General features: G+C 65.3%; 24 protein-coding genes and 1 riboswitch. Of the genes, 10 read left to right on the top strand and 14 right to left on the bottom strand.

Features of this window, described 5'->3' with window-relative positions; all coding sequences use genetic code 11:
* Positions 1-180 precede the first annotated feature (180 nt).
* Positions 181-366: riboswitch (cobalamin riboswitch) on the top strand.
* A gap of 94 nt (positions 367-460) precedes the next feature.
* From ACPV3N_RS05420 to ACPV3N_RS05405, 4 genes are read left to right on the top strand one after another with little or no spacing between them, the layout of a single operon-like run.
* Positions 461-2383 (top strand): TonB-dependent receptor plug domain-containing protein, encoded by a 1923-nt coding sequence (locus ACPV3N_RS05420; RefSeq protein WP_440115493.1) that lies wholly within the window; start codon positions 461-463, stop codon positions 2381-2383.
* Positions 2380-3183: an ABC transporter substrate-binding protein gene (locus ACPV3N_RS05415; RefSeq protein WP_440115491.1), complete on the top strand. Its 804-nt coding sequence runs from the start codon at positions 2380-2382 to the stop codon at positions 3181-3183. Before ACPV3N_RS05420 ends, ACPV3N_RS05415 begins: the two co-directional genes overlap by 4 nt.
* A 41-nt stretch (positions 3184-3224) precedes the next feature.
* A complete protein-coding gene (locus tag ACPV3N_RS05410; protein ID WP_440117446.1) occupies positions 3225-4133 on the top strand; it encodes a FecCD family ABC transporter permease in 909 nt (302 codons plus the stop codon).
* Positions 4130-4891, top strand: a complete 762-nt coding sequence (locus ACPV3N_RS05405) for an ABC transporter ATP-binding protein (protein ID WP_440115489.1) — start codon at positions 4130-4132, stop codon at positions 4889-4891. Before ACPV3N_RS05410 ends, ACPV3N_RS05405 begins: the two co-directional genes overlap by 4 nt.
* Here ACPV3N_RS05405 and ACPV3N_RS05400 read toward each other — a convergent pair.
* The 8 genes from ACPV3N_RS05400 to ACPV3N_RS05365 all read right to left on the bottom strand — a co-directional run bounded on the left by ACPV3N_RS05400 (position 4855) and on the right by ACPV3N_RS05365 (position 11972).
* Positions 4855-5496, bottom strand: coding sequence for a lysozyme (locus ACPV3N_RS05400; protein WP_440115487.1), 642 nt, complete (start codon positions 5494-5496; stop codon positions 4855-4857). The genes ACPV3N_RS05405 and ACPV3N_RS05400 overlap by 37 nt on opposite strands.
* Positions 5497-5788: 292 nt before the next feature.
* Complete coding sequence (locus tag ACPV3N_RS05395) at positions 5789-7969, bottom strand: M3 family metallopeptidase (protein ID WP_440115485.1); 2181 nt, start codon at positions 7967-7969, stop codon at positions 5789-5791.
* Between the two features lie 56 nt (positions 7970-8025).
* Positions 8026-8634, bottom strand: coding sequence for an RNA 2',3'-cyclic phosphodiesterase (gene thpR / locus ACPV3N_RS05390; protein WP_440115483.1), 609 nt, complete (start codon positions 8632-8634; stop codon positions 8026-8028).
* A gap of 4 nt (positions 8635-8638) precedes the next feature.
* Positions 8639-9220 carry a DUF1989 domain-containing protein gene (locus ACPV3N_RS05385; protein ID WP_440115481.1) on the bottom strand — a complete coding sequence of 194 codons (582 nt, stop codon included), beginning with the start codon at positions 9218-9220 and terminating at the stop codon, positions 8639-8641.
* The gene (gntA, locus tag ACPV3N_RS05380) at positions 9217-9903 is read right to left on the bottom strand and encodes a guanitoxin biosynthesis heme-dependent pre-guanitoxin N-hydroxylase GntA (protein WP_440115479.1); all 687 of its coding nucleotides are present in this window, start codon (positions 9901-9903) and stop codon (positions 9217-9219) included. The genes ACPV3N_RS05385 and gntA overlap by 4 nt, the downstream gene beginning before the upstream one ends.
* Positions 9904-10111: 208 nt before the next feature.
* Positions 10112-10963, bottom strand: coding sequence for a DUF3618 domain-containing protein (locus tag ACPV3N_RS05375; protein ID WP_440115477.1), 852 nt, complete (start codon positions 10961-10963; stop codon positions 10112-10114).
* Entirely contained in the window at positions 10960-11415 is a 456-nt protein-coding gene (locus tag ACPV3N_RS05370; protein WP_440115475.1) for a phage holin family protein, read from the bottom strand. Before ACPV3N_RS05370 ends, ACPV3N_RS05375 begins: the two co-directional genes overlap by 4 nt.
* Positions 11412-11972 (bottom strand): hypothetical protein, encoded by a 561-nt coding sequence (locus ACPV3N_RS05365; RefSeq protein ID WP_440115473.1) that lies wholly within the window; start codon positions 11970-11972, stop codon positions 11412-11414. The genes ACPV3N_RS05370 and ACPV3N_RS05365 overlap by 4 nt, the downstream gene beginning before the upstream one ends.
* 245 nt (positions 11973-12217) lie before the next feature.
* Here ACPV3N_RS05365 and uvrA point away from each other — a divergent pair, with 245 nt between their 5' ends.
* From uvrA to ACPV3N_RS05340, 5 genes are all read left to right on the top strand, one after another.
* Positions 12218-15157: an excinuclease ABC subunit UvrA gene (gene uvrA, locus ACPV3N_RS05360; RefSeq protein ID WP_440115471.1), complete on the top strand. Its 2940-nt coding sequence runs from the start codon at positions 12218-12220 to the stop codon at positions 15155-15157.
* A gap of 75 nt (positions 15158-15232) precedes the next feature.
* Positions 15233-16738 carry an AAA family ATPase gene (locus ACPV3N_RS05355; protein WP_440115470.1) on the top strand — a complete coding sequence of 502 codons (1506 nt, stop codon included), beginning with the start codon at positions 15233-15235 and terminating at the stop codon, positions 16736-16738.
* Complete coding sequence (locus ACPV3N_RS05350) at positions 16738-17568, top strand: hypothetical protein (RefSeq protein ID WP_440115468.1); 831 nt, start codon at positions 16738-16740, stop codon at positions 17566-17568. Before ACPV3N_RS05355 ends, ACPV3N_RS05350 begins: the two co-directional genes overlap by 1 nt.
* A 365-nt stretch (positions 17569-17933) precedes the next feature.
* The gene (locus ACPV3N_RS05345) at positions 17934-18827 is read left to right on the top strand and encodes a hypothetical protein (protein WP_440115466.1); all 894 of its coding nucleotides are present in this window, start codon (positions 17934-17936) and stop codon (positions 18825-18827) included.
* A gap of 192 nt (positions 18828-19019) precedes the next feature.
* Positions 19020-19175, top strand: a complete 156-nt coding sequence (locus ACPV3N_RS05340) for a hypothetical protein (RefSeq protein ID WP_440115464.1) — start codon at positions 19020-19022, stop codon at positions 19173-19175.
* Between the two features lie 52 nt (positions 19176-19227).
* Here the strand turns inward: ACPV3N_RS05340 and ACPV3N_RS05335 are convergent, their stop codons facing one another.
* Both ACPV3N_RS05335 and ACPV3N_RS05330 read right to left on the bottom strand, forming a co-directional pair.
* Positions 19228-19752 carry a septal ring lytic transglycosylase RlpA family protein gene (locus ACPV3N_RS05335; protein ID WP_440115462.1) on the bottom strand — a complete coding sequence of 175 codons (525 nt, stop codon included), beginning with the start codon at positions 19750-19752 and terminating at the stop codon, positions 19228-19230.
* An 871-nt stretch (positions 19753-20623) separates the two neighbouring features.
* Positions 20624-21838, bottom strand: a complete 1215-nt coding sequence (locus tag ACPV3N_RS05330) for an argininosuccinate synthase (protein ID WP_440115460.1) — start codon at positions 21836-21838, stop codon at positions 20624-20626.
* On the opposite strand from ACPV3N_RS05330, the gene ACPV3N_RS05325 reads away from it, so the two are divergent.
* Positions 21837-22343: a DUF1801 domain-containing protein gene (locus ACPV3N_RS05325; protein WP_440115458.1), complete on the top strand. Its 507-nt coding sequence runs from the start codon at positions 21837-21839 to the stop codon at positions 22341-22343. The genes ACPV3N_RS05330 and ACPV3N_RS05325 overlap by 2 nt on opposite strands.
* Before the next feature lie 108 nt (positions 22344-22451).
* Here the strand turns inward: ACPV3N_RS05325 and ACPV3N_RS05320 are convergent, their stop codons facing one another.
* The 4 genes from ACPV3N_RS05320 to ACPV3N_RS05305 are packed head-to-tail and all read right to left on the bottom strand — an operon-like array spanning position 22452 to position 25912.
* Positions 22452-23735: a class I SAM-dependent methyltransferase gene (locus ACPV3N_RS05320; RefSeq protein ID WP_440115456.1), complete on the bottom strand. Its 1284-nt coding sequence runs from the start codon at positions 23733-23735 to the stop codon at positions 22452-22454.
* 14 nt (positions 23736-23749) lie between these two features.
* Positions 23750-24487, bottom strand: coding sequence for a molybdopterin-dependent oxidoreductase (locus ACPV3N_RS05315; RefSeq protein WP_440115454.1), 738 nt, complete (start codon positions 24485-24487; stop codon positions 23750-23752).
* Positions 24477-25145, bottom strand: coding sequence for a cytochrome b/b6 domain-containing protein (locus ACPV3N_RS05310; protein ID WP_440115452.1), 669 nt, complete (start codon positions 25143-25145; stop codon positions 24477-24479). Before ACPV3N_RS05310 ends, ACPV3N_RS05315 begins: the two co-directional genes overlap by 11 nt.
* On the bottom strand, positions 25142-25912 hold the full coding sequence (locus tag ACPV3N_RS05305; protein ID WP_440115450.1) for an SDR family oxidoreductase: 771 nt from the start codon (positions 25910-25912) through the stop codon (positions 25142-25144). The genes ACPV3N_RS05310 and ACPV3N_RS05305 overlap by 4 nt, the downstream gene beginning before the upstream one ends.
* Positions 25913-25984 lie beyond the last annotated feature (72 nt).

Raw genomic sequence — 25984 nt, 5'->3', positions numbered from 1 at the left:
ATCGGGCGGTGGTGGAGTTCACTGGCTTCCTTTGCACATCGGCCTTCGGCCGTATCGCCGGAGCGGCACCACCGGTAGCGGCTCGGCGCCCGGTGTCCCTTGGCGGAACAGACCGAAAGCGAGGGTTAAGCGGCAGGCTTGCGAAGCGGTAAACTTGGCAAACTGCGCGCGCGGGGCTATCGGCCGCGTCATGTCACGGGTTGTCCGGGGTAGCGCCCGGACCGAAGAGGGAAGCGGGTGAAATCCCCGCGCTGCCCCCGCAACTGTGACCGGGGAGCGAACGGCCAGCAGCCACTGCGAAAGCGGGAAGGCGGCCGCAAGCGACGATCCGGGAGCCAGGAGACCTGCCCGCGACGGTCGTTCCGCAGCCGGGCGGGGTGCACCGGAATGCAGCGAAGGCGCGCCCGCATCGGGCGTACCTCCCGCCGTGAACGGCATTCGTTCATGACGGGAGTATTGTGTGCGTAAATTGCTGTTTCTTTTGAGTGCCTCGATCCTGGCTGCCCCGCTGGCCGCGCAGGAGACTAGACCAGTCCTTGCGCTTGCCTGCGCCGACCAGTCCGATCCCGAATGCGGCGCGATAGGCGCCTATCGCGAAGTGGATGAAACCACCATCACTGTCACCGCCACCGGTGCTCGCGGCAATGTCGCTGACACAGGCCAGGCGATCACGGTCATCGGCGAGGAGGAAATCGACCAGGTTCAGGGCGCCGACGTCGCTCGCGTGCTGCGCCGGGCGCCCGGCGTCACGATCACCCGCAACGGTCCGCCAGGTTCGTTCACCGGCATACGCGTGCGCGGCGCGGGGGCCGAGCAGCTCCTGGTCGTGGTCGACGGGGTTCGCGTGGCGGATCCGGCGGCGCCGGGCGGCGGATTCGACTTCGGCACGCTGTCGGCGGGCGAGGTCGAAAAGCTCGACCTCCTGCGCGGATCGAACTCGACGATCTGGGGTTCGGACGCGATCGGCGGCGTGCTCGCGGTGACCACGCGCGCGACCCGCGGCCTGACCGCGAGAACCGAGATCGGCGGAGAGGCTTCGCGCTACCTGACCGCCAGCGGGGGGATGGGTTCCGACGCTTTCTTCCTCGGCGGTTCGGCGGGCTGGCGGAAGGGCAACGGATTCTCCGCCGCAGCGACCGGCAGTGAACCGGACGGGTTCGAACAATGGTCGGCCAACGGCCAGGTTCGCGCCTATCTCAGCGACAGCTTCGAACTGTTCGCGCAGGGACGCTTTGCGGATGGCAGCCTGGACATCGACGGGTTCCCGCCGCCGCTCTACGCCTTTGCCGATACCGGCGAGGTGCAGGACACCCGCCAGTACACCGGCGCCGCCGGCGCGGTCTACGACAGCGCGCTGTTCTTCGTCCGGGCAGCGTGGTCGGTCTCGGACACCGAGCGCGACAGCCTCGATCCCGCCGCGGGAAGCGCGCCCACCTACACCACCGACGGCCATTCGCAGCGGATCGACGTGCGCGGCGAATGGCGACCGCTGGGGCCGTTCGTCGTCCACTTCGGCGGCGAGCGCGAATGGACACGCTTCGCCACGCTTTTCGATGCGCGGCAGAAAACCAGCATATGGGGCGCCTACGCCCAGGGCGGGATCGAATGGGGGGGCGTATCCGCCCACGTGGGTATCAGGCGCGACGACCATGCCAGATTCGGCGGCGCGACGAGCCTCGGCGCCGACGCGAGCTACCGTCTAGGCCGCGATTTCCGCCTCCGGGCATCGTATGGCGAAGGGTTCAAGGCACCGACCCTGTTCCAGCTCCTGTCCGACTTCGGCAACGCGGATCTGCATCCCGAGCGCAGCCGCAGCTTCGACCTAGGCCTCGACTGGCACAGCCGGTCCGATCCGACCTGGGCCGCGATTACCCTGTTCCGGCGCGACAGCCGCGACCTGATCGACTTCGTGTCATGCTTCGGCGTGACAGGGGGCGTCTGTGCGGGCCGGCCCTTCGGCACCTACGACAACGTCGGGCGGGCCCGGGCGCAGGGGTTCGAGATCGAAGCCGGCCTTGCGCCCACCACCGCTCTGCGCACCCGGTTCGCCTACAGCTTCATCGATGCGGCCGACCGGGGCACGGGAGCCGATCTCGCCCGACGGCCCCGCCATGCGCTGAGCGGCTCGATCGACTGGACCACCCCGCTTCCCCCGAACCTCGGGGCCGACGTGCGGCTGGTCGGCGACAGCTTCGACGATGCGGGCAACGTCGTCCAAATCGACGGACACGTCCTTGTCGACCTTCGGGCGAGCATGCCGCTGGGCGGCAGGGCCGAACTCTACGGCCGGGTCGAGAACCTGTTCGACGCGGCCTATACCGAGGTCGCGGGGTACGGTACCCGCGGGCGCACGGCCTTCGTCGGGGCACGGCTGAAGCTGTGAGGGTACTGCTCGCCGCCTGCCTGCTGGTCGCGGGCTGCGATGCGCCGCCGACGGTGCGGGAGGGCAACGCCCTTCCCTCGATCGTAAGCCTCAACCCCTGCTCCGACGCGATCCTTGCCGAGGTCGCCGACCCGGCGCAGATCCTCGCGATCAGCCATTACAGCCACGATCCGCAGGCGACCTCGATGCCGCTGGCCGAGGCGCGGCGGTACAGGGCCACGGGCGGCACGGTGGAGGAAGTGCTCGCGCTCGACCCCGATGTCGTCGTCGGCTCGAGTTTCATGCCGCCCGCCGCGCGCGCAGCGCTCGCGCGCCTCGGGGTCCGGGTCGAAACGGTCGGGATCGCCGCGACCGTTGCCGAGAGCCAGGCGCAAGTGCTCGAACTGGCGCAACTGGCGGGGCATCCCGAGCGGGGCGAAGCGCTCGTCCGGCGCATGGATGCCGCGCTCGTAGCCTCGGGCAGCGAGAAGCGCATCCCGGCGATCCTCTGGCAGCCCGACGGCATCGTGCCCGGCGGGGATGCGCTGGTGAGCGACCTGATGACGCGCACCGGATTCATCAATGCCAGCGCCGCGCGGGGCATGGGACAGGCGGATTACCTTTCGCTCGAGCGGTTACTGGCCGAACCGCCCGCGGTGCTGCTGGTCGCCGGGAGCGAGCGGGGCCAGCGCCATCCGGCGCTGAGGGTACTGCCTGGCATGCACAGGGCCACGTTCGACCCCTCGCTCCTGTTTTGCGGCGGACCGACGATCGTGCACGCGGCGGAGCGCCTTGCCGAAATACGGCGGGATGCTTCGTGACCCGCCCGGTTCCCCTGCTACTTGTCCTGATCGCCGTGGCGATGCCTTTGTCGCTGCTTGCCGGACGCGTGTGGATCGAGCCGGCAACCACCCCCAACGCCGCCGTGATCCTTGCAGAGCTTCGCCTGCCCCGCGCAGTGCTGGCGCTGGTGATCGGGGCGGGGCTGGGAGCGAGCGGGGCGGCCATGCAGGGATACCTGCGCAACCCGCTCGCCGATCCCGGCCTGTTCGGCATCGCGCCGGGTGCCGCGCTGGGCGCAGTGGCAAGCCTGTGGCTCGGCTATGCGGCCTCGCCGCTCCTGCTTCCGCTGTTCGCCCTGCTCGGGGCGGCGGGGGCGATGGCCCTCCTCGCGGCCATCGCGGGACGGACCGGCGGGATCGCGCTGTTCACGCTGGCGGGAATGATGATCGCCAGCCTCGCGGGGGCGCTGACGAGCCTGGCGATCAGCCTAGCGCCCAATGCCTTCGCGATGAGCGAGATCGTCACCTGGCTGATGGGCGCGCTGACCGACCGGTCGTGGAACGACGTCTGGCTGGCCGCGCCGCTGACGGTGGCGGGGCTCGGTTGCCTCCTGATGGCGGCCCGCGGACTCGACGCCCTGGTACTGGGTGAGGCCGCGGCGCGCAGTCTCGGCATGGAACCGCGCCGGTTGCAGGCCTGGCTGATCGCCGGGGTCGGGCTGACGGTGGGAAGCGGGGTGGCGGTGGCGGGTATTGTCGGTTTCGTCGGGCTGATCGTTCCGCACCTCGTGCGACCGTTTACGGATCGGACGCCCTCGCGGCTTCTCCTGCCGAGCGCACTGGCGGGCGCATTGCTCGTGCTTGTCGCGGACAGCGTGTGCCGGATTCTGCCTCTGGTGACCGAACTGCGGCTCGGAATTGCGCTCAGCCTGATCGGCGCGCCGTTTTTCCTCTTGTTGCTGCTGCGAATGCGGAGGGGGCTGGCATGACGCTGGCGACCCGGGATCTCACCCTCGGCGGGCGGCTTGCAAGCGTCTCGGCGTCGCTTGCACCCGGCCGGATCACGGCAATCTGCGGGCCCAACGGAGCGGGCAAATCGACGCTGCTCCAGTGTCTCGCGGGACTGATGAAGCCCGAGGGCGGCGAAGTGCTGCTGGAAGGCGTCGATCTTTCAGCGTTGCACCCCCGCGACCGGGCGATGGCGGTGGGTTATCTTCCGCAAGACGGTGAAGTCGCGTGGGACGTCGCGGTGCGCAGCCTCGTCGCGCTGGGTCGTCTGCCGCATCGCGATCGTGGCACGGAGGCAATCAAGGCAGCGCTCAAGGCGCTCGATCTGGAGGCGCTGGCCGATCGCCCGGTTTCGCGGCTGTCGGGAGGCGAACGCGCGCGCGCGCTGCTTGCGCGCGTACTCGCGGGCCGTCCCCGCTGGATTCTTGCCGACGAGCCGCTGGCCGCACTCGACCTCGGGCACCAGCTTCACCTGCTCGCGCACCTGCGCGGCGCTGCGGATGCGGGCGCCGGCGTCGTTCTGGTCCTTCACGATCTTGCGCTGGCGATGAACCACGCCGACCGCGTGATCGTGCTGGAAGGCGGCCGCGTCGCGGCCGACGGGCCTCCACACGCCGCGCTGTCCGCGGCTGTCATCGAACGGGTGTGGGGGGTCCGCGCCTCATGGCTTGGTGATCTTGGCGAAAGCCCGTCCGGTGTGGGTCAGGCCCTCGCGGTCGCGGCCGGTCCTGCCGACTGACGGGGATCTTCGTACTCGGCATTGGCAAACATCCGGGTCCGCCTTTCGCTGCGGAACGCCAGCCCGCGCGCTAGCTCACCCCCCGCGTAACGGTAATCGAGCTCCCGCGCGATCGCGGTGTAATCTCGCAGGGCAATCGCGCGGAAAAGGCGGGGGCTTTCAGCTGCTGACAGGTTGCCCTCGCCGACGTTGAAGACAAGATCGACGAGCGCGTCAAATTCATGTTGGAACAGCGGCAGGTCGCCCGCGACGCGCACCACTGCAGCCTCCGCTTCTGCGATATCCTCCTCGAGGAAATCGAGAATCCGGTCGTAGCCGATCCGCTGCCCCACGCGCAGGCCGTCGGCCGGGGTCACGAGGTGACCGACCCCGACGGTGGGGTGCCCGGCTACGTCACGGTAGACGGTCTCGCGCACGCCCTCTTCCTCGACGAGAGCCTGCTTGAACTGCGGGCTGGCTTTCAGATCCTTCGCAGGCAGGCGCGCGAGCGGGGATTCGGTCTGCATGGCGGCAACGGCGGGCTGGGTCGCTACTATTCCGACGGCAGCGGTCGTTGCGCCCATCACTCCCGCCGAAAGCGCAAGTGCGGTCTTGCGCGTGCGCATCCGGCGGCGGAGCGCGGAGTCCCGCGGCCCTGTGGCGGGCCGAGTTCCCCGCCGCCTCAGAATGGTCTTCCGGCGTTCGCGCATCCGGGCCACGACGCGGCGCACCGGATCGCGCCGGCGATTTGGAAGGGGTGCTTCGGCGAGTTGTGAGTGTGCGGTCAAGGCGTGCCTCCTTAATCCCCCCTTCATCCAACCAACGGCTGGTGAACGGGCTCGGTCCACGACTCGTCGGGGATGGGGAACGCCTTGCGCGGCGGGGCCGGAGGAGGGTCCCTCCGGCCCCGGCCAACGCCTACTTCTTGTCGACGACGAGGCCGCGCGCCTCGAGCATCGGCCGTACGTCCGGTTCCTTGCCGGTGAAGGCCTTGTACATCTCGAAATAGTCCTGCGTGCCGCCGCGGCTGAGCACGGTAGCGCGATAGTGGTCGCCGTTCGCGCGCGTCAGCCCCCCGTTGTCGAGGAACCACTGGCGGCTCGCGCGGTCGAGCATCTCGGTCCACAGGTAACTGTAGTAGCCCGCCGAATACCCGGCCGGATCGGAGAAGATGTGGCGGAAGTAGCTGGTCCGGTAACGCGGCGGGACGAGATCCACCGCGAGGCCAAGCTCGCGCAGCGCCTTGGCCTCGAACGCGGAAACCTTTTCCGGCGTATCGATGGCGGCAGCGTCGGCCGGCGACAGGGCATGCCATTTCATGTCGAGGAGAGCGGCCTCGACAACCTCGCCGAACTGGTAACCCTGGTCGAACTTGGCCGCGGCCTGGATCTTGGCGATCAGTTCCTGCGGGATCGGTTCCCCGGTCTTGTAGTGCTTGGCATAGTTGGCAAGAACTTCGGGATAGCTCGCCCAGATCTCGTGCACCTGGCTGGGGAACTCGACGAAGTCCCGCGCGACGCTGGTCCCCGACAGCGAACCATACTGCTGGTCAGCGAACAGGCCGTGCACCGCATGGCCGAATTCGTGGAACATCGTCTCGACGTTGTCGAAGCTGACGAGTTGCGGCTCGCCCTCGGGCGCCTTGGGGATGTTGAGCACGTTGTAGACCACCGGCTTGGTCTGGTCGCGCTTCGCCGGCTTGACGAAATAGCTCATCCACGCCCCGCCGCGCTTGTTGTCGCGCTGGAACGGGTCGAAATAGAACAGGCCGAGCTGGCTGCCGTCGCGGTCGATCACGTCGTAGACCGTCACGTCGGGATGATAGACCGGCAGGTCGCTGCGCTTCTTGAACGACAGGCCGTACAGCTTGTTCGCCATGAAGAAGACGCCGTCCTCGAGCACGCGAGTAACCTCGAAGTACGGTTTCACCGCGTCCTCATCGAGATCGAACTTCTTGGCCTTGAGCTGGTTGGCATACATCTGCCAGTCCCACGGCTTGACGGTGAAGTTCTTGCCGCTCGCCTTGATCTCGGCGTTCAGCGCGGCGGCGTCGTCGCGTTGCGTCGCGGCGAGGGCAGGGACCATCTGTTCCATGAAGCCCAGCGCGGTTTCGGGGTTCTTCGCCATGCGATCCCACATCTGGTAGGTCGCCCAGTCGGGTGCGCCGAACAGCGCGGCCTTCTTCGCGCGCAGGTTCACGATCTCCGCGATCAGTGCGCGCGTATCGTTGGCGTTGCCACGCTCGGCGCGGTTCCAGCTCTTCTCGAAGAGGGCCTCGCGCGTTGCGCGATCCTCGATAGAGGCGAGCAGGGGCTGCTGCGTGGTGTTCTGCAGCGCGATGGCATAGCTGCCAGGCTGCCCGCGCTCGGCGGCAAGCTTGGCGGCCGCGGCGATGTCGCCATCGGACAGGCCAGTGAGCTTCGCCTTGTCGGTCACGACCAGCGCGTTCGCCTTGGTCGCATCGGTCAGCTTCTGGCCGAATTCGGTGGTGATCGCGGACAGGCGAGCATTGATCGCCTTGACTTCTTCCTTCTGGGCTGCGGTCAATTCCGCGCCGGCGTGCACCATTCGCTCGTAGGTGTCCTCGAGCAGCTTGGCGTCTTCGGGCGTCATGCTCATCGCGGCGCGATTGTCATGGACGGCCTTGACCCGCGCGAAAAGGCCGGGGTCGAGGTTGATCGCGTCGTAGTGAGCGGTCAGCTTGGGGCTGACCTCGGCATCGATCGCGTCGAGCGCGGGGTTGGTGTTGGCCCCGGTAAGAGAGCCGAACACGGCCTCGACCCGGCTCAGCATCTTGCCCGTGTCCTCGAGCGCGACGATCGTGTTCTGGAACGTCGGCGGCTCGGGGTTGGCCACGATCGCCGCGACTTCCGCACGCTGGATTGCCATCGCCTGCTCGAAGGCCGGCGCGAAGTCGGCATCGGAGATCTTCGTGAAGTCGGGCGCGCGCAGCGGCAGGGTGCTCGGCTGCGCGAAGTAACCGGTCGCCTGCGGAATCGCCACGGCTGCGGGGCGTTCGGTGGTCTCGGCGGTCATGGTCGTGCATCCGGCAAGAGATGTCCCCGCCAGTGCGGCGGCGACGATGAAACGGGTGGTCATTGCGGTCCCCAAAAAGCTCGAATTGAACGCCCGCCGTCCGGCGGGTCGCGAATGACCTACGTTTGAGACGATGAATGGTTGCTGGTGCAACCGCCTCGTGAGCCGTTCGTCGAGCCGATTCGGCCGTTCGCAGGATCGAGCGGCCACTCTGCCACGGGGCAATAGGCCGAGCCGCCGCGTCCCATGCGGCTTTCGTAGAGACGAAAGGACGTCACACCCCATTCGGGTGCCGACAGGTCGCCGTGCGCGGCGAGCCACGCCCCTGCGCCTACCGCACCGCCGCTGAGCCGGGCAAGGGTCACGTGGGGCACGAACCGGCGCGTCTCGGGCGCGATGCCCGCCGCCCGGCAGGCGCGCTCCACGCGGCGTTCGAGCAGGTCCAGCGCGGCGCTGGGGGCAAGTGCGGCCCAGAGCGCACTGGCGCGGCCCTTCTTCTCGAAGTGGCCGACGCCGCGAACCGAGAGGGTAAAGGAAGAAGCCGTAACCGAGCCGAGAGCGGCAACGAGGTCTTCGGCGGTGCGGGGATCCGTCTCCCCGACGAAGCGCAGCGTCAGGTGCAGCTGTTCATCGGACTGCCAGCGCGCGGGTTCGACGCCGCCTTGTGCGCCGAGCATCGCCTGCCGGACCGGTGGGGGGGGGCGAAGGGCGACGAACAGACGGACCACCGGATCACTCTATACGATAATCGATCGGCTTGAAGGTGCCGCCGTTCGAGGCATAGGCCGAGCAGGCGGTGAGCCCGATCACGAGGTCGGTGAGCGCGCGCAAGCGGATAAAGTCGCCGGGCTGGCTCGTCGGAGGATCGACACGCAGCGATCCGTCGGGTGCGACCGGCACGTTCATGAAGACGTTGAACGCGCAAGGGATCGCATCGGGCTGGATACTCCACGGGGCGAGCGCCTCGGCGAGATTTCCGAAGCAGCCCCGATGAACCGGGTGGTTCGGATAGAAATGGCGGAAGGTCGCCTCGCTGCACGGGGTCAGCAGGAAGTCGTGCCGTCCGACGCTGTCCTCTTCGATGACCAGCATCGGGTTCGAGCGGTTTGACCACAGCCGGTTGCCGGTGGTGAGCGCGATCGTCTCTTCGTAGTCGAAGGTACGCCCGTTCGAGATGACCTCGCGTACGTCCGCACGCGCGTAGGCGAGCAGGTCGGACACCTGCGTCCCTTCGGGATCGATCACGGTGAGAGCCTGGCCTTCAGCGAGTTCGAAGGCGACGCCCGATCGCGGGGCGATGCGGCGGGTGCTCATGCCCGGGGATCGCGGAATGGACAGGTCCAGTCCTCGCCCACCGCGCGGCCGCTGAACTGCCGCGCGGCGCTTCCTTCACCATGTCGCTCGAGCATCGGATTTATTGTGCCCGCAAGCGCGATGTCCCGATCCAGTATTTTCTCCCGCATCCGTTCGTACCGCCCTTCGGCGCGAAGCCGTTCGAACTGGTCGTGGAGGTTGAACACCATCGCCGGCCTCGCAAACCGCCGCGCCGGGCGCGAGGAGGCAGGATGAAGGCCGACGACGAAGTAGGCCTCCCCGCCGAAGCTGAGCGAGAAGTGCGGATCGCCTGGGTCTCCGCTCACCCGCGGATCGGGCCTTTGGCCAAGCCAGTGGTCCTTGTCGGCGATCGACTGGAGGCGCTGCCACATCGCCGCTTCGAATGCCTTTTCATCGAGGTCGAGCGGCTGGTCGAAGATGACCACGAAGCTGCGCAATCCATCACGCTCCTCTTTGTAGCGCCACGACCATTCGAGCAGGTCGTGTGTGATCTGGAGGTCGTTCCATCCACTGGTGATGTCGCGCGCGTGAACGAAGTGCATCATGTCCCGCGCGAGCGCCGACTTGGCGCCGACGCAGGGAAAGGCAGCGTCCTTTATCTTTTTGCGGAAGTCCGCCTCGGTGTCGGCGGGTCGGGTGAGCGTGGGGGAAGTGTCGAGCATGGACCGGGGAAACGTCCGGGGGGCGGGACGGGTCCCGAATTGATACTTGTTATCGGAAGACGCGCGCTTTCTGGCCCGACGAGGTATGGTCCGCATCGTCCGAATTTGGAGCCCCGGCGATAACCGCCGATCTCCTTACCGCTGTTCGCGAAACGGCCGCCGCGGAAAGCTCCGCGGCGGCCGTCCAGGGTCTTTATCCTCCGGGCCGTCAGGCGGTTTCGAATCTCTTTTCGCGCGCAGCGGAAGGCGCGCCGGTTTGACCGGATGCGGCGATGGTGCGGTCCGCTTCGTCGACCAGTTCGTCCTTCTTCGCCATGGCCTTGTCGCGGGCAGCGTCGATTGCGTCGGCCCCGTATTCACCCAGTTGCTCCTCCTCGAAGCGGGAAGCGGGGATCGCGGCGCCCGCCATCGCGCCGACGAAAGCAGCGGCGAGTCCGCCGATCAGCGGGTTGTCCTGGTAGGCGCGTTCAACCTTGTCGGTCATTTTACCTGCGCCGCGGCGCGTCCGGTTGCCGAAATCGCGCGCTTTCTGCGCGACGCGGTCGCGCCGGTCGCGAAGGGCGTCGGTCGCTTCGTCAAGCCGCTTGCGCCACGAGGTTTCATCTTCGTCATGACGCTGTTCAACCATCAGGTAGGTCGCGCGCGCGCAGTCGCGGCGCCGGCGGTAAGCCTCGTGGTCCTCGTCTGCCCTCGGCTCGATCGCCGCCATGTAGGTCACGTAGCCTTGGTGGTGAGCCTGATCCCACTCGTCGCCGGGCGCCGCGTCGCCGCCGAACTTGTCGGTGAAGGTCTTCGCGCGGGCATCGCTATCGCTGACGAGCCAAAGGCCGCCGATCGCGATCATGCCAAGCGCGATCGGGTTGCGGCGCGCCTGGTCAAGCAGAAAGCGAGCGTCGATGCCGCTTTCGCCTGCCTTGTCGAGCAGGGCGTCGAAGATGCTGCGCGGAGTGAGTTGCTCGCCGATCCGATCGGCGGTCCTGCTCATGTCGCGCTGGGTCCGGCGGATTTCCCGCTCGATGTCTGCGGGGTCGCGGGTGTCGGTTGTATGGGTCTGTGTCATTGGGGGCTCCGGCTGTTCATGTTCCCCGTTACGGCGTCCGGAGTGTCTTCGACGGTCCGGATGGAACGGGTCGGTTTCAGGTTGGTGCGGTTCATCTTCGACTTGCCACTCGAATACATTATCGCGGCGACAATCAGCGTAAGCGCGCCGACGATCAACGTGCCGAGCCACGTGTTCTCGATCCAGTCGGACACGAGATAGGCAAGGCCCATAAGGGTCACGCCGAGGCCGGCGATCCCGACGACGGCGGCACCCGCCATCGCGCCGATCGCCTGCTTGATGTCGGCCATCGCCTCGCGAACTTCGGCCTGCACAAGGCTGACCTGCTCTTCGGCAAGATGCGCGCCCTGGCGAGTGAGCTTTCCGATGAGGTCGACGACGTTGTCGTCGCGCGGATCCGGATCGCGGACACGGCGTCCGGGCGGGTCGATGATCTTGGACTGGTCGTTCATTGGGTCATTCCTTCACGGCTTGCGGCATAGCGGCCCTGCGCCGCGCGTGTTTCGCGGGCGAAGCGCCCATCGGTCGCGGTGTCGTTGTTGTCCCGGTGTTCTCTGCCACGATAATCGCGTCCTTCGGCATGGCTCTGGTGGTCGGCACCGGCGCGCAGGAAGCGCGCGGCGGCGAAGCCGGCTGCTGCCGACGCGGCGAGGAAAGTCGTTGGATGTTCGCGAGCGAAGCCGGTCACTTCGCGGCCCATCTGCTCGGGGCTGCGGCCGTCGATCTTGCGGGCAAAGCGGTCGATCCCTTTCGCGGTTTCGCGAAAGGCCGAACTCAGCCAGCCCGGTGCGTCGTTGTCGCGATCGAGGTCGCCGGCCGCCTTCTGCAGCGCTTCGGACGCCGATCGCGCGGTGCGCGTGGCCTGTGACTTATACTCTGCGGTCTTCTCGCTGGCCTTGTCCTTGGCGGTGTGCGCCAGGCGGTCTGCATCGGCTTTCAGGTCCTGCGCGGTATCGGGACCCGTCGATCCAGAGCGCTGACCTGGGCGATTGAGGTCGGCTGTGGTCATCGTCGTCTCCTTTCGTGTTTGCAATCACTTAACTAAGCAAGGGGTCGGAAGATTGTTCCGAATCTCCCGGGTTGCCGGTCAAGCTGGCCGGGCCGTCGAAGGCCGAGAGGCGGCGCACGCCCCCGTTCGCGCGGCGGCGGATCGTGTTGCAATTGCCTGCCCGCTCCCCACATCCGCACAGCCCGCCGGGTGGCCTCGTGCGCGCCCCTTGACCCACACGAACATTTGCGGAACATCCCATCCCGATGAGCCTGACGACCATTTCCGTCCGCGGTGCGCGCGAGCACAACCTCAAGGGGATCGACATCGACCTGCCGAGGGACAGCCTGATCGTGATCACGGGGCTGTCGGGTTCGGGCAAGTCGAGCCTGGCGTTCGACACGATCTATGCCGAAGGCCAGCGCCGCTACGTCGAAAGCCTGAGCGCGTATGCCCGCCAGTTCCTCGAGATGATGCAGAAACCCGATGTCGAACACATCGACGGCCTTTCGCCCGCCATCTCGATCGAACAGAAGACCACCTCGCGCAACCCGCGCTCGACCGTGGCGACGGTGACGGAGATCTACGATTACATGCGCCTGCTGTGGGCGCGGGTCGGCGTGCCCTATTCGCCCGCCACCGGCCTGCCGATCGAGGCGCAGACGGTATCCAACATGGTCGACCGGGTGATGGCTTTGCCCGAGGGCACGCGGCTATACCTGCTCGCGCCAGTGGTCCGCGGGCGCAAGGGCGAGTACCGCAAGGAACTCGCCGAGTGGCAGAAGGCCGGCTTCACCCGCGTCCGCATCGACGGCGAGATGTACGCCATCGAGGAAGCGCCGGCGCTCGACAAGAAGTACAAGCACGACATCGAGGTGGTGGTCGACCGGATCGCGGTGAAGGACGGCATCCAGACCCGCCTTGCCGACAGCTTCGAGCAGGCGCTCAAGCTGGCCGAGGGGTTGGCCTACGTTGACCTTGCCGACGGCGTGGTGCCGGGGCGCGAGGAAGAAGGCGAAGCCGGGGGCGCCCAGGAACAAAAGCTCAAGGGCGCCGGGCTGCCCGCCAACCGCATCGTGTTCTCCGAGAAGTTCGCCTGCCCGGTTTCGGGCTTCACGATCGAGGAGGTCGAGCCGCGGCTGTTCAGCTTCAACGCGCCGCAGGGTGCGTGCCCCGCGTGCGACGGCCTCGGTGAAAAGCTGCTGTTCGACCCGCAGCTGGTGGTCCCGAACGAACACCTCAGCCTCAAGCAGGGCGCGGTGGTGCCGTGGGCGAAGTCCAACCCGCCGTCGCCCTACTACATGCAGGTGCTCGCCAGCCTGGCGAAGGAATACGCCTTCGACCTCACCACCCCGTGGGACGAGCTGGGCGAGGCGAACCAGGACGTCATCCTGTTCGGCACCAAGGGCCGGGCGGTCCCGCTCACCTTCAAGGACGGGCGCAAGGAATACACCGTGCGCAAGGCGTTCGAGGGGGTGATCGGCAACCTCAACCGCCGGATGCTCCAGACCGAGAGCGCGTGGATGCGCGAGGAGCTGGGCAAGTACCAGACCGCTCAGGCGTGCGAGACGTGCCACGGCAAGCGATTGAACGACAAGGCGCTCAGCGTGAAGATCGCGGGCACCGACATCGCCACCCCCACGCAGATGAGCGTGACGGCGGCGAAGGACTGGTTCCTTGGCCTGCCCGACCAGCTCACCGACACGCAGAACCAGATCGCCCGCGCGATCCTCAAGGAGATCAACGAGCGGCTGGGCTTCCTCGACAACGTCGGGCTCGACTACCTCAACCTCGACCGCACCAGCGGCACCCTGTCGGGCGGCGAGAGCCAGCGCATCCGGCTCGCCAGCCAGATCGGCTCGGGTCTCAGCGGGGTGCTCTACGTGCTCGACGAACCCAGCATCGGCCTCCACCAGCGCGACAACGACCGGCTGCTGGAAACGCTGAAGCGCCTGCGCGACCTCGGCAACACGGTCATCGTGGTCGAGCACGACGAGGACGCGATCCGCGCCGCCGACCACGTGGTCGACCTCGGCCCCGGCGCGGGCGTCCACGGGGGCGAGATCGTCGCGCAGGGCACGCTGAAACAGGTGCTCAAGGCGAAGAACAGCCTCACCGCGGACTACCTCACCGGACGGCGCGAGATCGCGGTGCCCAGGACCCGCCGCAAGGGCAACGGGCACAAGATCACCGTCCACGGCGCGCGCGCGAACAATCTGCAGAACGTCACCGCCAGCATCCCATTGGGCACGTTCTGCTGCATCACCGGCGTCAGCGGCTCGGGCAAGTCGAGCTTCACGATCGACACGCTCTACGCCGCCGCCGCGCGCACGCTGAACGGCGCGCGGGTGATCGCCGGCCCGCACGACAAGGTCACGGGGCTGGAACTGTGCGACAAGGTGATCGAGATCGACCAGTCGCCGATCGGCCGCACCCCGCGTTCCAACCCGGCGACCTACACCGGCGCCTTCACCCAGATCCGCGACTGGTTCGCGGGCCTGCCCGAAAGCCAGGCGCGCGGGTACAAGGCGGGGCGATTCAGCTTCAACGTCAAGGGCGGCCGGTGCGAGGCGTGCCAGGGCGACGGGCTGATCAAGATCGAGATGCACTTCCTGCCCGACGTCTACGTCACGTGCGAGGAATGCCACGGCAAGCGCTACAACCGCGAGACGCTCGAGGTGAAGTTCAAGGGCCTCAGCATCGCCGACGTGCTCGACATGACGATCGAGGACGCGGAGGAGTTCTTCAAGGCCGTCCCCCCGATCCGGGACAAGATGCACATGCTGAACGAGGTCGGCCTCGGCTACGTCAAGGTCGGCCAGCAGGCGACCACGCTGTCGGGCGGCGAGGCGCAGCGGGTCAAACTCGCCAAGGAACTCAGCCGCCGCAGCACCGGGCAAACGCTCTACATCCTCGACGAGCCGACCACCGGCCTTCATTTCGAGGACGTCCGCAAGCTGCTCGAAGTGCTCCAGCGGCTGGTCGACCAAGGGAACTCGGTCGTGGTGATCGAACACAACCTGGACGTGATCAAGACCGCCGACTGGATCGTCGACCTCGGCCCCGAAGGCGGCGTGCGCGGCGGGGAGATCGTGGCGGAGGGGACGCCTGAGGCGGTCGCGGCGAATACGCGGAGCTTTACGGGGCAATATTTGCGGCCGATGTTGGCGAAGAGCGAAGAGCGGGTGGAAGAACCAGCCGGATGACGACGCGTCCATCGTCTGTGGTCAGTTAGCTTTAAAACTGTTAGCTGACCTAGCGATGAGCGGGGAGGGCGGCTGATGACATTGACCTTTTTCAATTTTGAAAAGGGCGAGATACCGCCTCCCGGCAAGCCAAACTCAATCCAGCTTTTTTACAACGACTGGGATGACTGGTTCACATATGAAACCAAGTTTGGCGTCGCCTACTTCGACGCCAACGGCGCCCGTCATCACATCGGCTGGGTGAAAATCGGACACGCTGGTCAAAATGGATTGGAACGGCGCACCAAATTGCCGCGGACTTTCACACAATTACCTGAAGATTTTTTTTCCGTTGGCTTGTCCGGCGATTATTACTCCGACATCGTAAATTTGGGCATCGCAGATGAATATTTCTCATCTATGCGCGACATGGCGTATGATTTAGAAATCTATCAGAAGCACAAAACGGAGCACGTAGCTCAGACTTCTCTCTTTAGGTCGATAGACCAAATGCGTTTAGAGACCCGGTACCATAGATTGGCACACGGTGACGTTGAGCTAACACCCTACAAGTTCACATATGAGTTTCCACCTAGAGATGAGAGACAGGTGGGCAACACGGCGGTTCTCGAGTTTAACGTCAAGCCACAGTCCTTGCCACCGACGAATGTTCACGTCCTGATTGGGCGTAACGGTGTAGGCAAAACTACCACCCTTAATAATATGATTGAGGCAATACTAACACCCGCCGCTAACACTGGTGAGTTCGAAATCGATTCCGTCTCCGGGGGGGAGGAATTTGCCAACTTGGTCGCTGTGACCTTTAGCGCTTTCGACTCCTTTGATCATGATGCACTTGGATCTAATTTCCACCATATCGGATTGAGAGGATGGGCGGAGGTTGATGGCGAACAGGTTCCTTATCTGAAGGATACCGACGAGCTTGTTTTCGACTTCGTTTCTGCCGCCTCAAATTGCCTTTCAGGAGTCAAAAGAGATCGTTGGGCTCGAGCTCTGGCGACCCTTTCGTCAGATCCGCTCTTTGCAGAGTCCGGCGTTGCAGAGCTGGCTGATACGACCATCCATTTTGACGATTGGGGTTCTGAAGCGCGGGAAATCTTTGGCGGACTAAGTTCCGGCCACGCCATCGTCTTACTTACGATCACGCGATTGGTTGAAGTCGTTGAGGAGCAAACGTTCGTCCTATTGGATGAGCCTGAAGGTCATCTGCATCCTCCACTTTTGTCTGCTTTCATAAGGGCTCTATCGGAACTTCTCATAAGTCAGAATGGCGTTTCCCTTGTTGCCACGCACTCGCCCGTCGTTCTGCAAGAGGTACCTGCGAGTTGCGTGTGGATTGTCAATCGATCTGGACGAACAATTGCTGCTTCGCGGCCGCCGTTAGAAACATTTGGGGAGGATGTCGGACGCCTCACGCACGCGGTTTTTGGATTGGAGGTGACTGATACGGGTTTCCACAAGATCATTCGCGAGAAGATGGTTGATGAAGGCTGGGACCTTGATAAGCTATTGGGGGAGTTCGAAGATCGAATAGGGTCCGAAGGAATGGCCGTTGCTCGCAGTCTTCAGGCACTGAAGTAATGCTTAGCCTCACTGTACCCGGTATCGCTCCTGGTGAAATTTATGATTTGGCCTCCGAGCGATTTCTTGACCCCAATTTTCGCCAACGGCTAGCCAGCGCGCGTCCTTCTTATCTGGATCAAGTGGCCAGCTATGGAGAAAAGGGCCGCACTCATAAACTTCACGAGATCCCTGAAGGAAACCCCGCCAACGGACTGACTAGCTCGGCCGACCTAGTGACTCTTTACGACCAAGGACTCTTACGGCGACGCTCGAAGGCCCGCCTTTTATACGAAGAAATTCGTCTTTCCACACCGTACAACATTTGTCCTTATTGTAATCACCGAAACGTTGGTCAACTTGACCACTTCCTAGCCAAAGGCAAATTCCCGATTTTTTCGGTTTGTCCAGAGAATTTGATACCATCGTGCTCCGATTGCAACAAGGTCAAGCAGGACAAAATTTACGAGAGCTTTGTTGATGCGCCGCTTCATCCGTATTTTGACTACTTTGAAGGGGTTGACTGGCTCACATGTTCTGTCGAGCAGTTTCAAGGCGGTTGGGTTGGAAAATTTGAGATTAACAACGCGGAGTTGCATGAGCATAACGTGTTGAAGTTGCGCAACCATTTTAGCGAGTTTGGGCTTTGGGAATTGTACACTATTCAAGCAACGACCGAGTTAGCGCGGCAGGCTGGGTTGGTAAACGCCTTTAGGGAATCTGGAGGAATTGAAGCGGTGCGAGATTATCTTGAGAAGTCACTCACCAGTTTCCGGTCTTTCAGTAACAATCATTGGCGGACCGCGTTGGCGCGCGGCTGCCTAAATGATGAAGCTTATTTAGCTGGGTAGTTCGCTTGGTCGCGGTGACGGCGATTACGGAGACTGGACACTAAACTGCCATACTCCAACTCAGAGCGCCGCTGCATCACCTCGCCAGAGGCACCATCTCGGGGGTGGAAGCGCAAGAGCCGGAACCCCGCCCCCTCTCACGCGCTGTTTTTCTTGAGGGAGAATCCCGGTGAGCAACGAGCGGACATTCCGCGAAGGCGACAATGTTGAGTGGAACAGCCACGGCGGCACACCGGGATGTTGCCCGCGCCGCGCACAAGCCGGAGGCGCTCAGGAAGCGCTGAGCGCCCGCACAAACCATTTTCCTACAGCCCCCCATCCCGCATACATAACGCGGTCCATCTCCCCACGGACGGACCCGCCCCATGCACGCCAACACCCCCGCGCTCACCCACCCGATCGCCGCGCTCGCGGACGATCCCGCCGACCTTGCCCCGCACGCCGTCTTCACCCGCGAGCGCCAGGTCGCGTTCCTCCACGCGCTCGCGGGGAGCGGGGCGGTGCGGCCTTCGGCGGCGCAGGCGGGGATCAGCTATCGCACTGCCTATCGCGAGCGGCGCGCCTCTCCCGCATTTCGCCGTGCGTGGGATGCCGCGCTGCTTTCGGCCCGCGCGCTGCACGAGGACGTGCTGGCATCGCGCGCGATCGACGGGGTGGAGGAGGAGGTGTGGTACCACGGCGAGGTCGTCGCCACCCGCCGCCGCTATGACGCGCGCCTGCTGCTCGCGCACCTCGCGCGGCTCGACCGGCTGACCGAAGACGCGCGGCTGCGCGCCTTTGCCGATGACTACGAGGGCGCGCTCGAGCGGTTCGCCGCCGGCATCGACGATCCCGCGCCGGTCTGCGCCGAGTGCGGCGAGGCGCTTGCCCCGCTGCCCGGCGAGCGCGTGGACGCGCCGGCGGACAATTCTTCGCCAGGATTGTGTGACAGGTGTGACAAACCCCCCGCCGCCGCCCGGCGGAAGAAGGCCGCCGCGCCTGCAATCGAGAACCCCTGTCCCGATTGCGGCGGGCGCTGCCTCGACGAGACGGCCGAGCTGACGAAGCGGGACTGCCAATGGTTCGGCAACCGGCTCCTCCGGTTCGAGGATGCGCGGCCCATCGGCGCGCGGTGGCCGCACCAGTTTCCCGGCTACGATCCCGACGAGGTCGAGGCCGAGCAGATGTGGGCGTTCGAGGAAGGGGTCGAGCGCTGGTGGCTCGTCGTCCCCGGCCCCGACGGCGACGACGGCAAGTGGCACTATGCCGACGGGGGGTGAGCGGGGGCTTGTCGCGGCGCCGGGGGGGCGTGCGCCTGCCCCGCCATCGGGCGACCGGGCGGCGGGGAGGGTCGATTAGGTGATTCGAGCCGGGACGTGTATAGCCGCGCCATCGCTGCGCCCGACCCCATGGCTTCGCCGCGACAGAGAGACGTCTCGTATGTGCTCCCGCCTTTTATCCGGAGCACCTGCGTGTCCCAAGTATACTTCGTCGCCCTGTTAACGCTCGCCTTTCTTGCGGCCGCCTGGCTGGCGTCGAACTGGCTCCTGCGCCGCCGCGAACAGCGGATGGCCGGGATGGACCTTCTCGAATCGGACGATCACGAAAGGATGCACGGTCCGTCCTGACCGGACGGCCGCTGCCTGCTCGCTTTCGATAATGGGGTAACGCGCGCGCCGCTCAGTCGAGCAGCGCGAGCTCGACCTGGCCCGAGCCGCGGGCGATCAGCCCCAGCTCGCCCGCTGCCGAGCGCGACAGGTCGATCACCCGGTTGCCGTGGAACGGGCCGCGATCGTTGATCCGCACTACCACCGACTTGCCGTTGGCGCGGTTGGTCACGCGGACCTTGCTTCCGAACGGCAGGGTCCGGTGCGCAGCGGTGAGCGCGCTCATGTCGAACGTCTCGCCGCTGGCGGTGCGGCGGCCGTTGAACTTGCGGCCATAGAAGCTGGCGACGCCCCCGCCGATCGCGGTGCCATCGTCGTCGGCCTCTTCGACCGGCGCGGTGATCGCGGTCACGTCGACCGCTCCGGCTGCCGGCGCGGTCCCGCTGACCGGGGTAGAGATGTCGGTGAAGGTGCGGACGAAGGCGTCGCTGTCGTCCGCCAGCGCCGACGTGCTCGCCGAGGCGGGCAGGGCGAGCGCGGCGGCGAAGGCCAGCATGCGCACGATCCGGCGGCCTGCAAAGGTCGATGTCCCGTCCATGCCGGGCGGTTTACTCCCGGTTCCGCCCGCCGGGCACCCCGTCACCCTCGCTCCACCCCGGAGTCACCACCGTTCATCGTGGAGTTACCGCGCGTTAACCACGTTCGCGCGTCGGCGGAGGCCTCGCCGCACCGATACTGCCGATGGACCTTGCCGCCCGGGATGCCGAGTCGCGTCGTGAGCGCGCCCATCGCGATCGCACGGTTTCGCCGGCCCGGATGACGCTTTGCCAGAATGCAAATGGGGCCGACCCGAAGGTCGACCCCACTCTCACCGGCGCGTGGTCCTTTCCGAAGAAAGGCGCTTGGCACCCAGTGTCGTTGCCATGCGGTCCCCGATCGAGGATCGGTTTCCATCCGGCTCTGTCACCGGCGCTCGCACCGGCATCCGGTTCCGTCTGGCGGTCGGTCCGGATCCGAAGATCCTTTCCTGTTCCGCCAGGCGGTTCCGAGACCGGCCGTCGATTGGTCTCCCGCCTCTCGCCCCCGAAGGGACGGCGGCTGCATCACTCCGGCCGAAGCCGTATGCGATGCCTCCTCGGCGAGCGACCGGATGACCGGTCGATGGTGGCCTGCCGGCGTCCTTCTTAAGCGATCCCCTTGCTTCTGGCCGAAGCCGTCTGCAAGGCGATCTCGAAGACCGCGCGGACTATGCCGCCACCTCGAAAGAATTTGGAAAAACTTCGAACTTTCAAACCGTTAGGATCGTCTGTTCAGTGGCTCCCGTGCCCTTCCGATAACCTGAAGTTGCATCCCGGAACCGAGTCGCGCAAGCACGCAAGTCCACGCTTTTCCACTGTCCCCGCTTTTCGTTGTGGACACGAGTGGATAACTCAACGGTTCGTCGCGGGGGCGTTCTGCGACCGAATATTTCAACGATCGCGCTGGGCGAGCAATCTCAGACGAAGCGCGTTGAGTTTGATGAACCCCTGGGCATCGGTCTGGTCGTAGGCGCCGGCATCGTCCTCGAATGTCACGTGCCGCTCCGAGTACAGCGACTGCGCGGACTTGCGCCCCACGACCTGCGCGCTTCCCTTGTAAAGCTTGAGCCGGACGGTCCCGCTGACCTTCTCCTGGCTGAGGTCGATCGCCGCCTGCAGCATTTCGCGCTCGGGAGCGAACCAGAAACCGTTGTAGATAAGCTCGGCGTACTTGGGCATGAGCTCGTCCTTGAGGTGCGCCGCCCCCCGGTCGAGTGTGATCTGCTCGATCCCGCGATGCGCGCGGGCGTAGATCTCGCCGCCAGGGGTTTCGTACATTCCGCGGCTCTTCATCCCCACGAAGCGGTTCTCGACGAGGTCGAGACGGCCGATACCGTGCCTGCGACCCAGATCATTGAGCGCGGCGAGGAGGGTCGCCGGGCTCATCGCCGTGCCGTTCAGCGCGACGCCGTCACCTTTCTCGAAATCGATCGTGATGTATTCGGGCGCGTCGGGCGCATCCTCGGGATTGTCGGTGCGCGAGTAGACGTAGTCGGGCACTTCCTCCCACGGATCTTCCAGCACCTTGCCCTCCGAAGAGGTATGCAAAAGGTTCGCGTCGGTCGAGAACGGGCTCTCGCCGCGCTTGTCCTTCGGGACGGGAATCTGATGCGCCTCGGCCCAGGCGATGAGCGCGGTGCGGCTGGTGAGGTCCCACTCGCGCCACGGGGCAATAACCTTGATATCCGGGTCGAGGGCGTAGGCGGACAGTTCGAAGCGAACCTGGTCGTTGCCCTTGCCTGTCGCGCCATGGGCGATCGCGTCGGCGCCGGTTTCGCGGGCGATCTCGATCAGCCGCTTGGAGATCAGCGGACGGGCGATGCTGGTGCCGAGCAGATAGTCGCCTTCGTACCGTGCGTTGGCGCGCATCATCGGAAAGACGAAGTCGCGCACGAATTCCTCGCGCAGGTCGTCGATGTAGATGTGGGCCTCGGGAATGCCCATCAGCTTCGCCTTGGCGCGCGCGGGTTCGAGCTCCTCGCCCTGGCCGAGGTCGGCGGTGAACGTGACGACTTCGCAGCCGTAAGTCACCTGCAGCCATTTTAGGATCACGCTGGTGTCGAGGCCGCCGGAATAGGCGAGGACGACCTTTTTGATATCGGACATGGACACTTTCCCGTTCGTTCGGCGCGGCCCCTATGGCAAGCTGCACCGGGCGGCAAGGGAGAGCACGATGGCGCGATACGAGGCGAAGACGAGGGTCACCCCCGTCAGTCCGGCCGAATTCATCGCCGAACTGCCCGACCCGCGGCGCCAAGAGGAAGCCCGGCTCCTCGACGCGCTCCACAGACGGGTGACCGGGTTGGAGCCGAAGATGTGGGGGCCGTCAATCATCGGCTACGGCAGCTATCGGTATCGCTATGCAAGTGGCCATGAGGGCGAGGCGATGCGCGCCGGTTTTTCGCCGCGCAAGGCAGCCCTGACCGTGTATCTGATGGGCACTTACTGTGATCGGCAGCCGGAAGCCGACGCCTTGTTCGCGCGCCTCGGCAAGCATAGGGCCGGCAAGTCGTGCCTCTATATCAGCCGGCTGTCGGCCGTAGATTCCGATGCCCTGGAAGGCCTCGTCAAGCTGAGCTGGGACACGATGAACGCGCTTTACCCTGCGTAAGAAGATGCAGACCGGCGCCCGGCTGGCGTGACCATGCGGAGGCAGCGAGGCTCAATCTGGCGCCAGCGGATGCCTTCATCCCGTGCGGGGACATGAACGGAGGGCGGCCTACTCGGCCGCCTCGCGAAGGGCCGGGTGAAGGTGCCAGACTGGCGGCGTCTCTGCGCTGCGCAGGCGCGCGCTTTCGATCTCGATAAACTCGCGCGTCATCGGAATGGCGGCGCGATCCTTCACGTATATCAGTTGCCAGTTGACGAGGCTGCCATTGCGGAAGGCCTGCTCCGCACCGGCCAGGTAAAACAGCCACATCCGGTAGAACTGCTCGTCGTAAAGCGCGACGATCTCATCCCGATGCAGGACCGTGCGGTTGTACCATTTCTCGAGCGTGTGGCTGTAATGGAAGCGCATCGCCTCCACGTCCATCACCTGCCATCCAGCCCTCTCGCTCGGTGCCACGAGCTCGCTGAGGGCGGGGATGTAGCCCCCGGGGAAGATGTATTTGCGGGTGAAGGCGTCGGTCCGCCCGGGAGGTCCGGCGCGCCCGCAACAATGGCTGATCATGACGCCATCGGGCTTCAACAGCCTTGCAGTATGCTCGAAGAATTGCGGGTAGTGCGGCGTGCCGACGTGTTCCAGTAGCCCGACCGAACTGATCCGGTCGAATTCGCCCTCGACGTCGCGGTAGTCCATCAGTTTGAACCTGACCTTGTCGGCTACGCCCTCGGCGTCGGCGCGCTCGCGGCAGAATGCGATCTGATCCTCGGCGAGCGCGACTCCGAGCACCTCGCACCCGTAATGCCGGTGCAGGTAGAGCGCGAAGCCGCCCCAGCCGCACCCTATATCGAGTACCTTCATGCCCGGCTTGAGGAACAGCTTCGCGGCCAGGTGCGCCTTCTTGTCGAGCTGCGCCTGCTCGAGCGAGGTCGCCTCCGGATCGCCGCGGTAATAGGCCATAGTGTACTGGCGGTCCTCGTCGAGGAACAGCTCGTAGAGCCGGCGCGTGAGATTGTAAGTGTGGGCGGCGTTTCGCGCCGCCTTGCCGCGCAGGTTCACGCTGTCGGCCATCGCGACGAGCCTGTCTGCTGCCCTGCGCAAGGGCCCTTGCGCCTGGATCGCGCGGTCTCCGTCGACCTTGGTGTTCGCCGTGACGAACAGCAGGAGATCACGGATGTCATGCGGCTCCTCGACCACGAGCCAGCCCCACATGAACGCTTCGCCTGCTCCCAGTTGCGGATAGCGGGCGATATGGCCTGCGGCGCGGCGGTCCGTCAGCCGGATTCGGATCGGTTCATCCAGGCCCGGTCCATATTCGAACACCTTTCCATCGTGGTCCGTGACGAGCAGACGCCCGCTTCGGATCCCCTGCTTCAGGAATTTGTCCAGCAGCCACATGATCGTTGCGTCCCCTAGATGCCAGCGTACCAGTGATAACCCGCGCGGTCCTCCCAGTATCCGCCATTGCCGCCGCCGATGCCCTCGAGGCTTGCGACCGCTTCGATCCCCGTCAGGTACTTGGCGTGCTTGTAGCCCAGTTGCCGTTCGACCCTGAGGCGCAGCGGGGCTCCGTTGCGCACGGGGAGTGGCTCGCCGTTGAGCAGGTGCGCGATGATCGTCTGCGGGTGGAAGGCGTCATCGAGGTCGATGCTCTCGTAGTATGGGGCGCCCGCAAGCGTGTCGGCGCAGCGGAACACGATATAGCGGGCCTGGGGCAGAAGCCCGGCACCTTCGAGGATCGTGGAAAGCTGCGGCCCGGTCCACTCGCCGATCGCGCTCCAGCCCTCCACGCAATCGTGCCGGGTGATTTGCGTGCGCTGGGGTAGCTTGCGGATATTGTCGAGGCTCAGATCGAGCCTGTGGGCGATCAGACCTCCGACTTGCAGCCGCCAGTCGGCGAACCCCGAGGCTTCGGCGATCGCGTAGTCTGGCGTGTCTATTGTTACCGATCCATTGCCGCGAAAGAACGGGGAGATCTCAGTGCGTTCGTATTCCTTGACCAAGCCCCCTCCGCCAAGGAGCCGCTGGGCCCCGCGGTGCCAGCCTTCCGACGCGCGGAACAGCGATTGCGCGGCGCGTGTGTCGGCGACTTTCGAACAGCCGCCGGCAAGCAGCGCAGCAGCGCCGGCGACGAACCCTCTACGGCGCATCGCGACCTCCGGTAATCATGTCGCGCATCTGCCGCCATGGATGTGACAGGAGTACGAGCGCGACGTGCAGGACGAGGAATCCGAAGATCGCCCACGCGAAGATGAAATGGAGCGATCGCATCGACTGGCGTCCGCCGACGGCCTCGATGACGGGCGAGAGAAGCGGCTCCATGCCCGGGCTGATGCCCATGCCGGTCAGGATCATGCCCGGCAGCAGTATCCCCAGGACAACCCCGTAGGCGAGTTTCTGGAGGAAATTGAACTTCGTTCCGGCGTGCTCGAAGTCCAGCCGCAGATGCCGCGCCACCTCGGCGCGTATTGCGCTCCAGCGCCACTCGGCCCGGGTTGTCGCGAGGTCGCGAACGAAGTGCCGGTTGGCCAGCATCGCGACCCACATGAACAGGAGGCCCAGCGCGAAGGGCCACGCCATCAGAACGTGCCACTCCCGCGCACCGGCAAGGCTGTAGTGACCGGGGATCGTCATCCATCCGGGGAAGCGCGGCACGGCGAGCCACTCGGTCCCGGCGGCGAATCCCCAGTCGCCCCAGTAAAGCCGCGGGTGGGCGTTGGAGATGTTGAGGCCGGACATGAAGAGAATGACGACGCAGACAAGGTTCAGCCAGTGCCACAGCCGGGTCGAGAGCGCATGGCGATTCAACGCGCGTGCCCTCGGGCGAGGTAGATCACGTCGCGCGGCTGAGCCAGAAGGTGCTGGCCGCTGTCGACGTAGAGAGTTTCGCCATTGGCGAACCACCCTTCCGCGAGAAAGAGGCACGCGTTGGCGATCTCATCGGGGCCAGTCCTGCGCTTCAGAAGGTTCAGCCGGTGGCTTGTCTCGGTTTCTTCGGGCGTCTGGTCGTGGCTTGGCAGGATGGCTCCGGGCGCGAGGGCATAGACCCTGTCTTCCGGCCCCGCGGCAGACATCGCCAGCATCGGCACCGTTGCTGCCAGCGCATGCTTGCTCATCGTGTAGGTGAAGAAATCGGGGTTGGGATTGGCAAGTTTCTGATCGGTCACGTGGATCACCCGCTTGCCTCCCTTCGACCGCGCATGGGTCAGGAACGCCTGCGCCATGCGAGCGGGACTCCCCGCATTCACTCGCAGCGTCTTGCGAAAGTTCTCCATGTCGATGTCCCCGTCGTCGTCGGGGACGAAAATCGACGCGGAGTTAATGAGGACGCGCCAGTCGGGAAGATGAGCGGCCAGCCGCGATACCATGTCCTTGGCCGCGTCGGCATCGGACAAGTTGCAGTGAATTGCGATAGCGCTGGGCAGTTGGGACGCCAGTTTCTCGGCCTCGGCAGCCGACCGGCCATAATGAATGACGACGTGCCATCCCGCGTCCCCGAATGCCTTGGCGATATCCGCACCGATCCGCTTTGCGCCGCCGGTCACGAGAACTGCAGGTCGTTTGGAAGCCTCCATAGCTTCCATCAAAGCACACGTGCGCAGGTATGGGAAAGCAAAAGGCGCGCCGCCTGTCGCGAGCGGCGCGCC

Source organism: Tsuneonella sediminis (genome assembly GCF_051912845.1).
GTDB lineage: Bacteria > Pseudomonadota > Alphaproteobacteria > Sphingomonadales > Sphingomonadaceae > Tsuneonella > Tsuneonella sediminis.
This window is presented reverse-complemented; position numbering and strand designations above follow the sequence as displayed.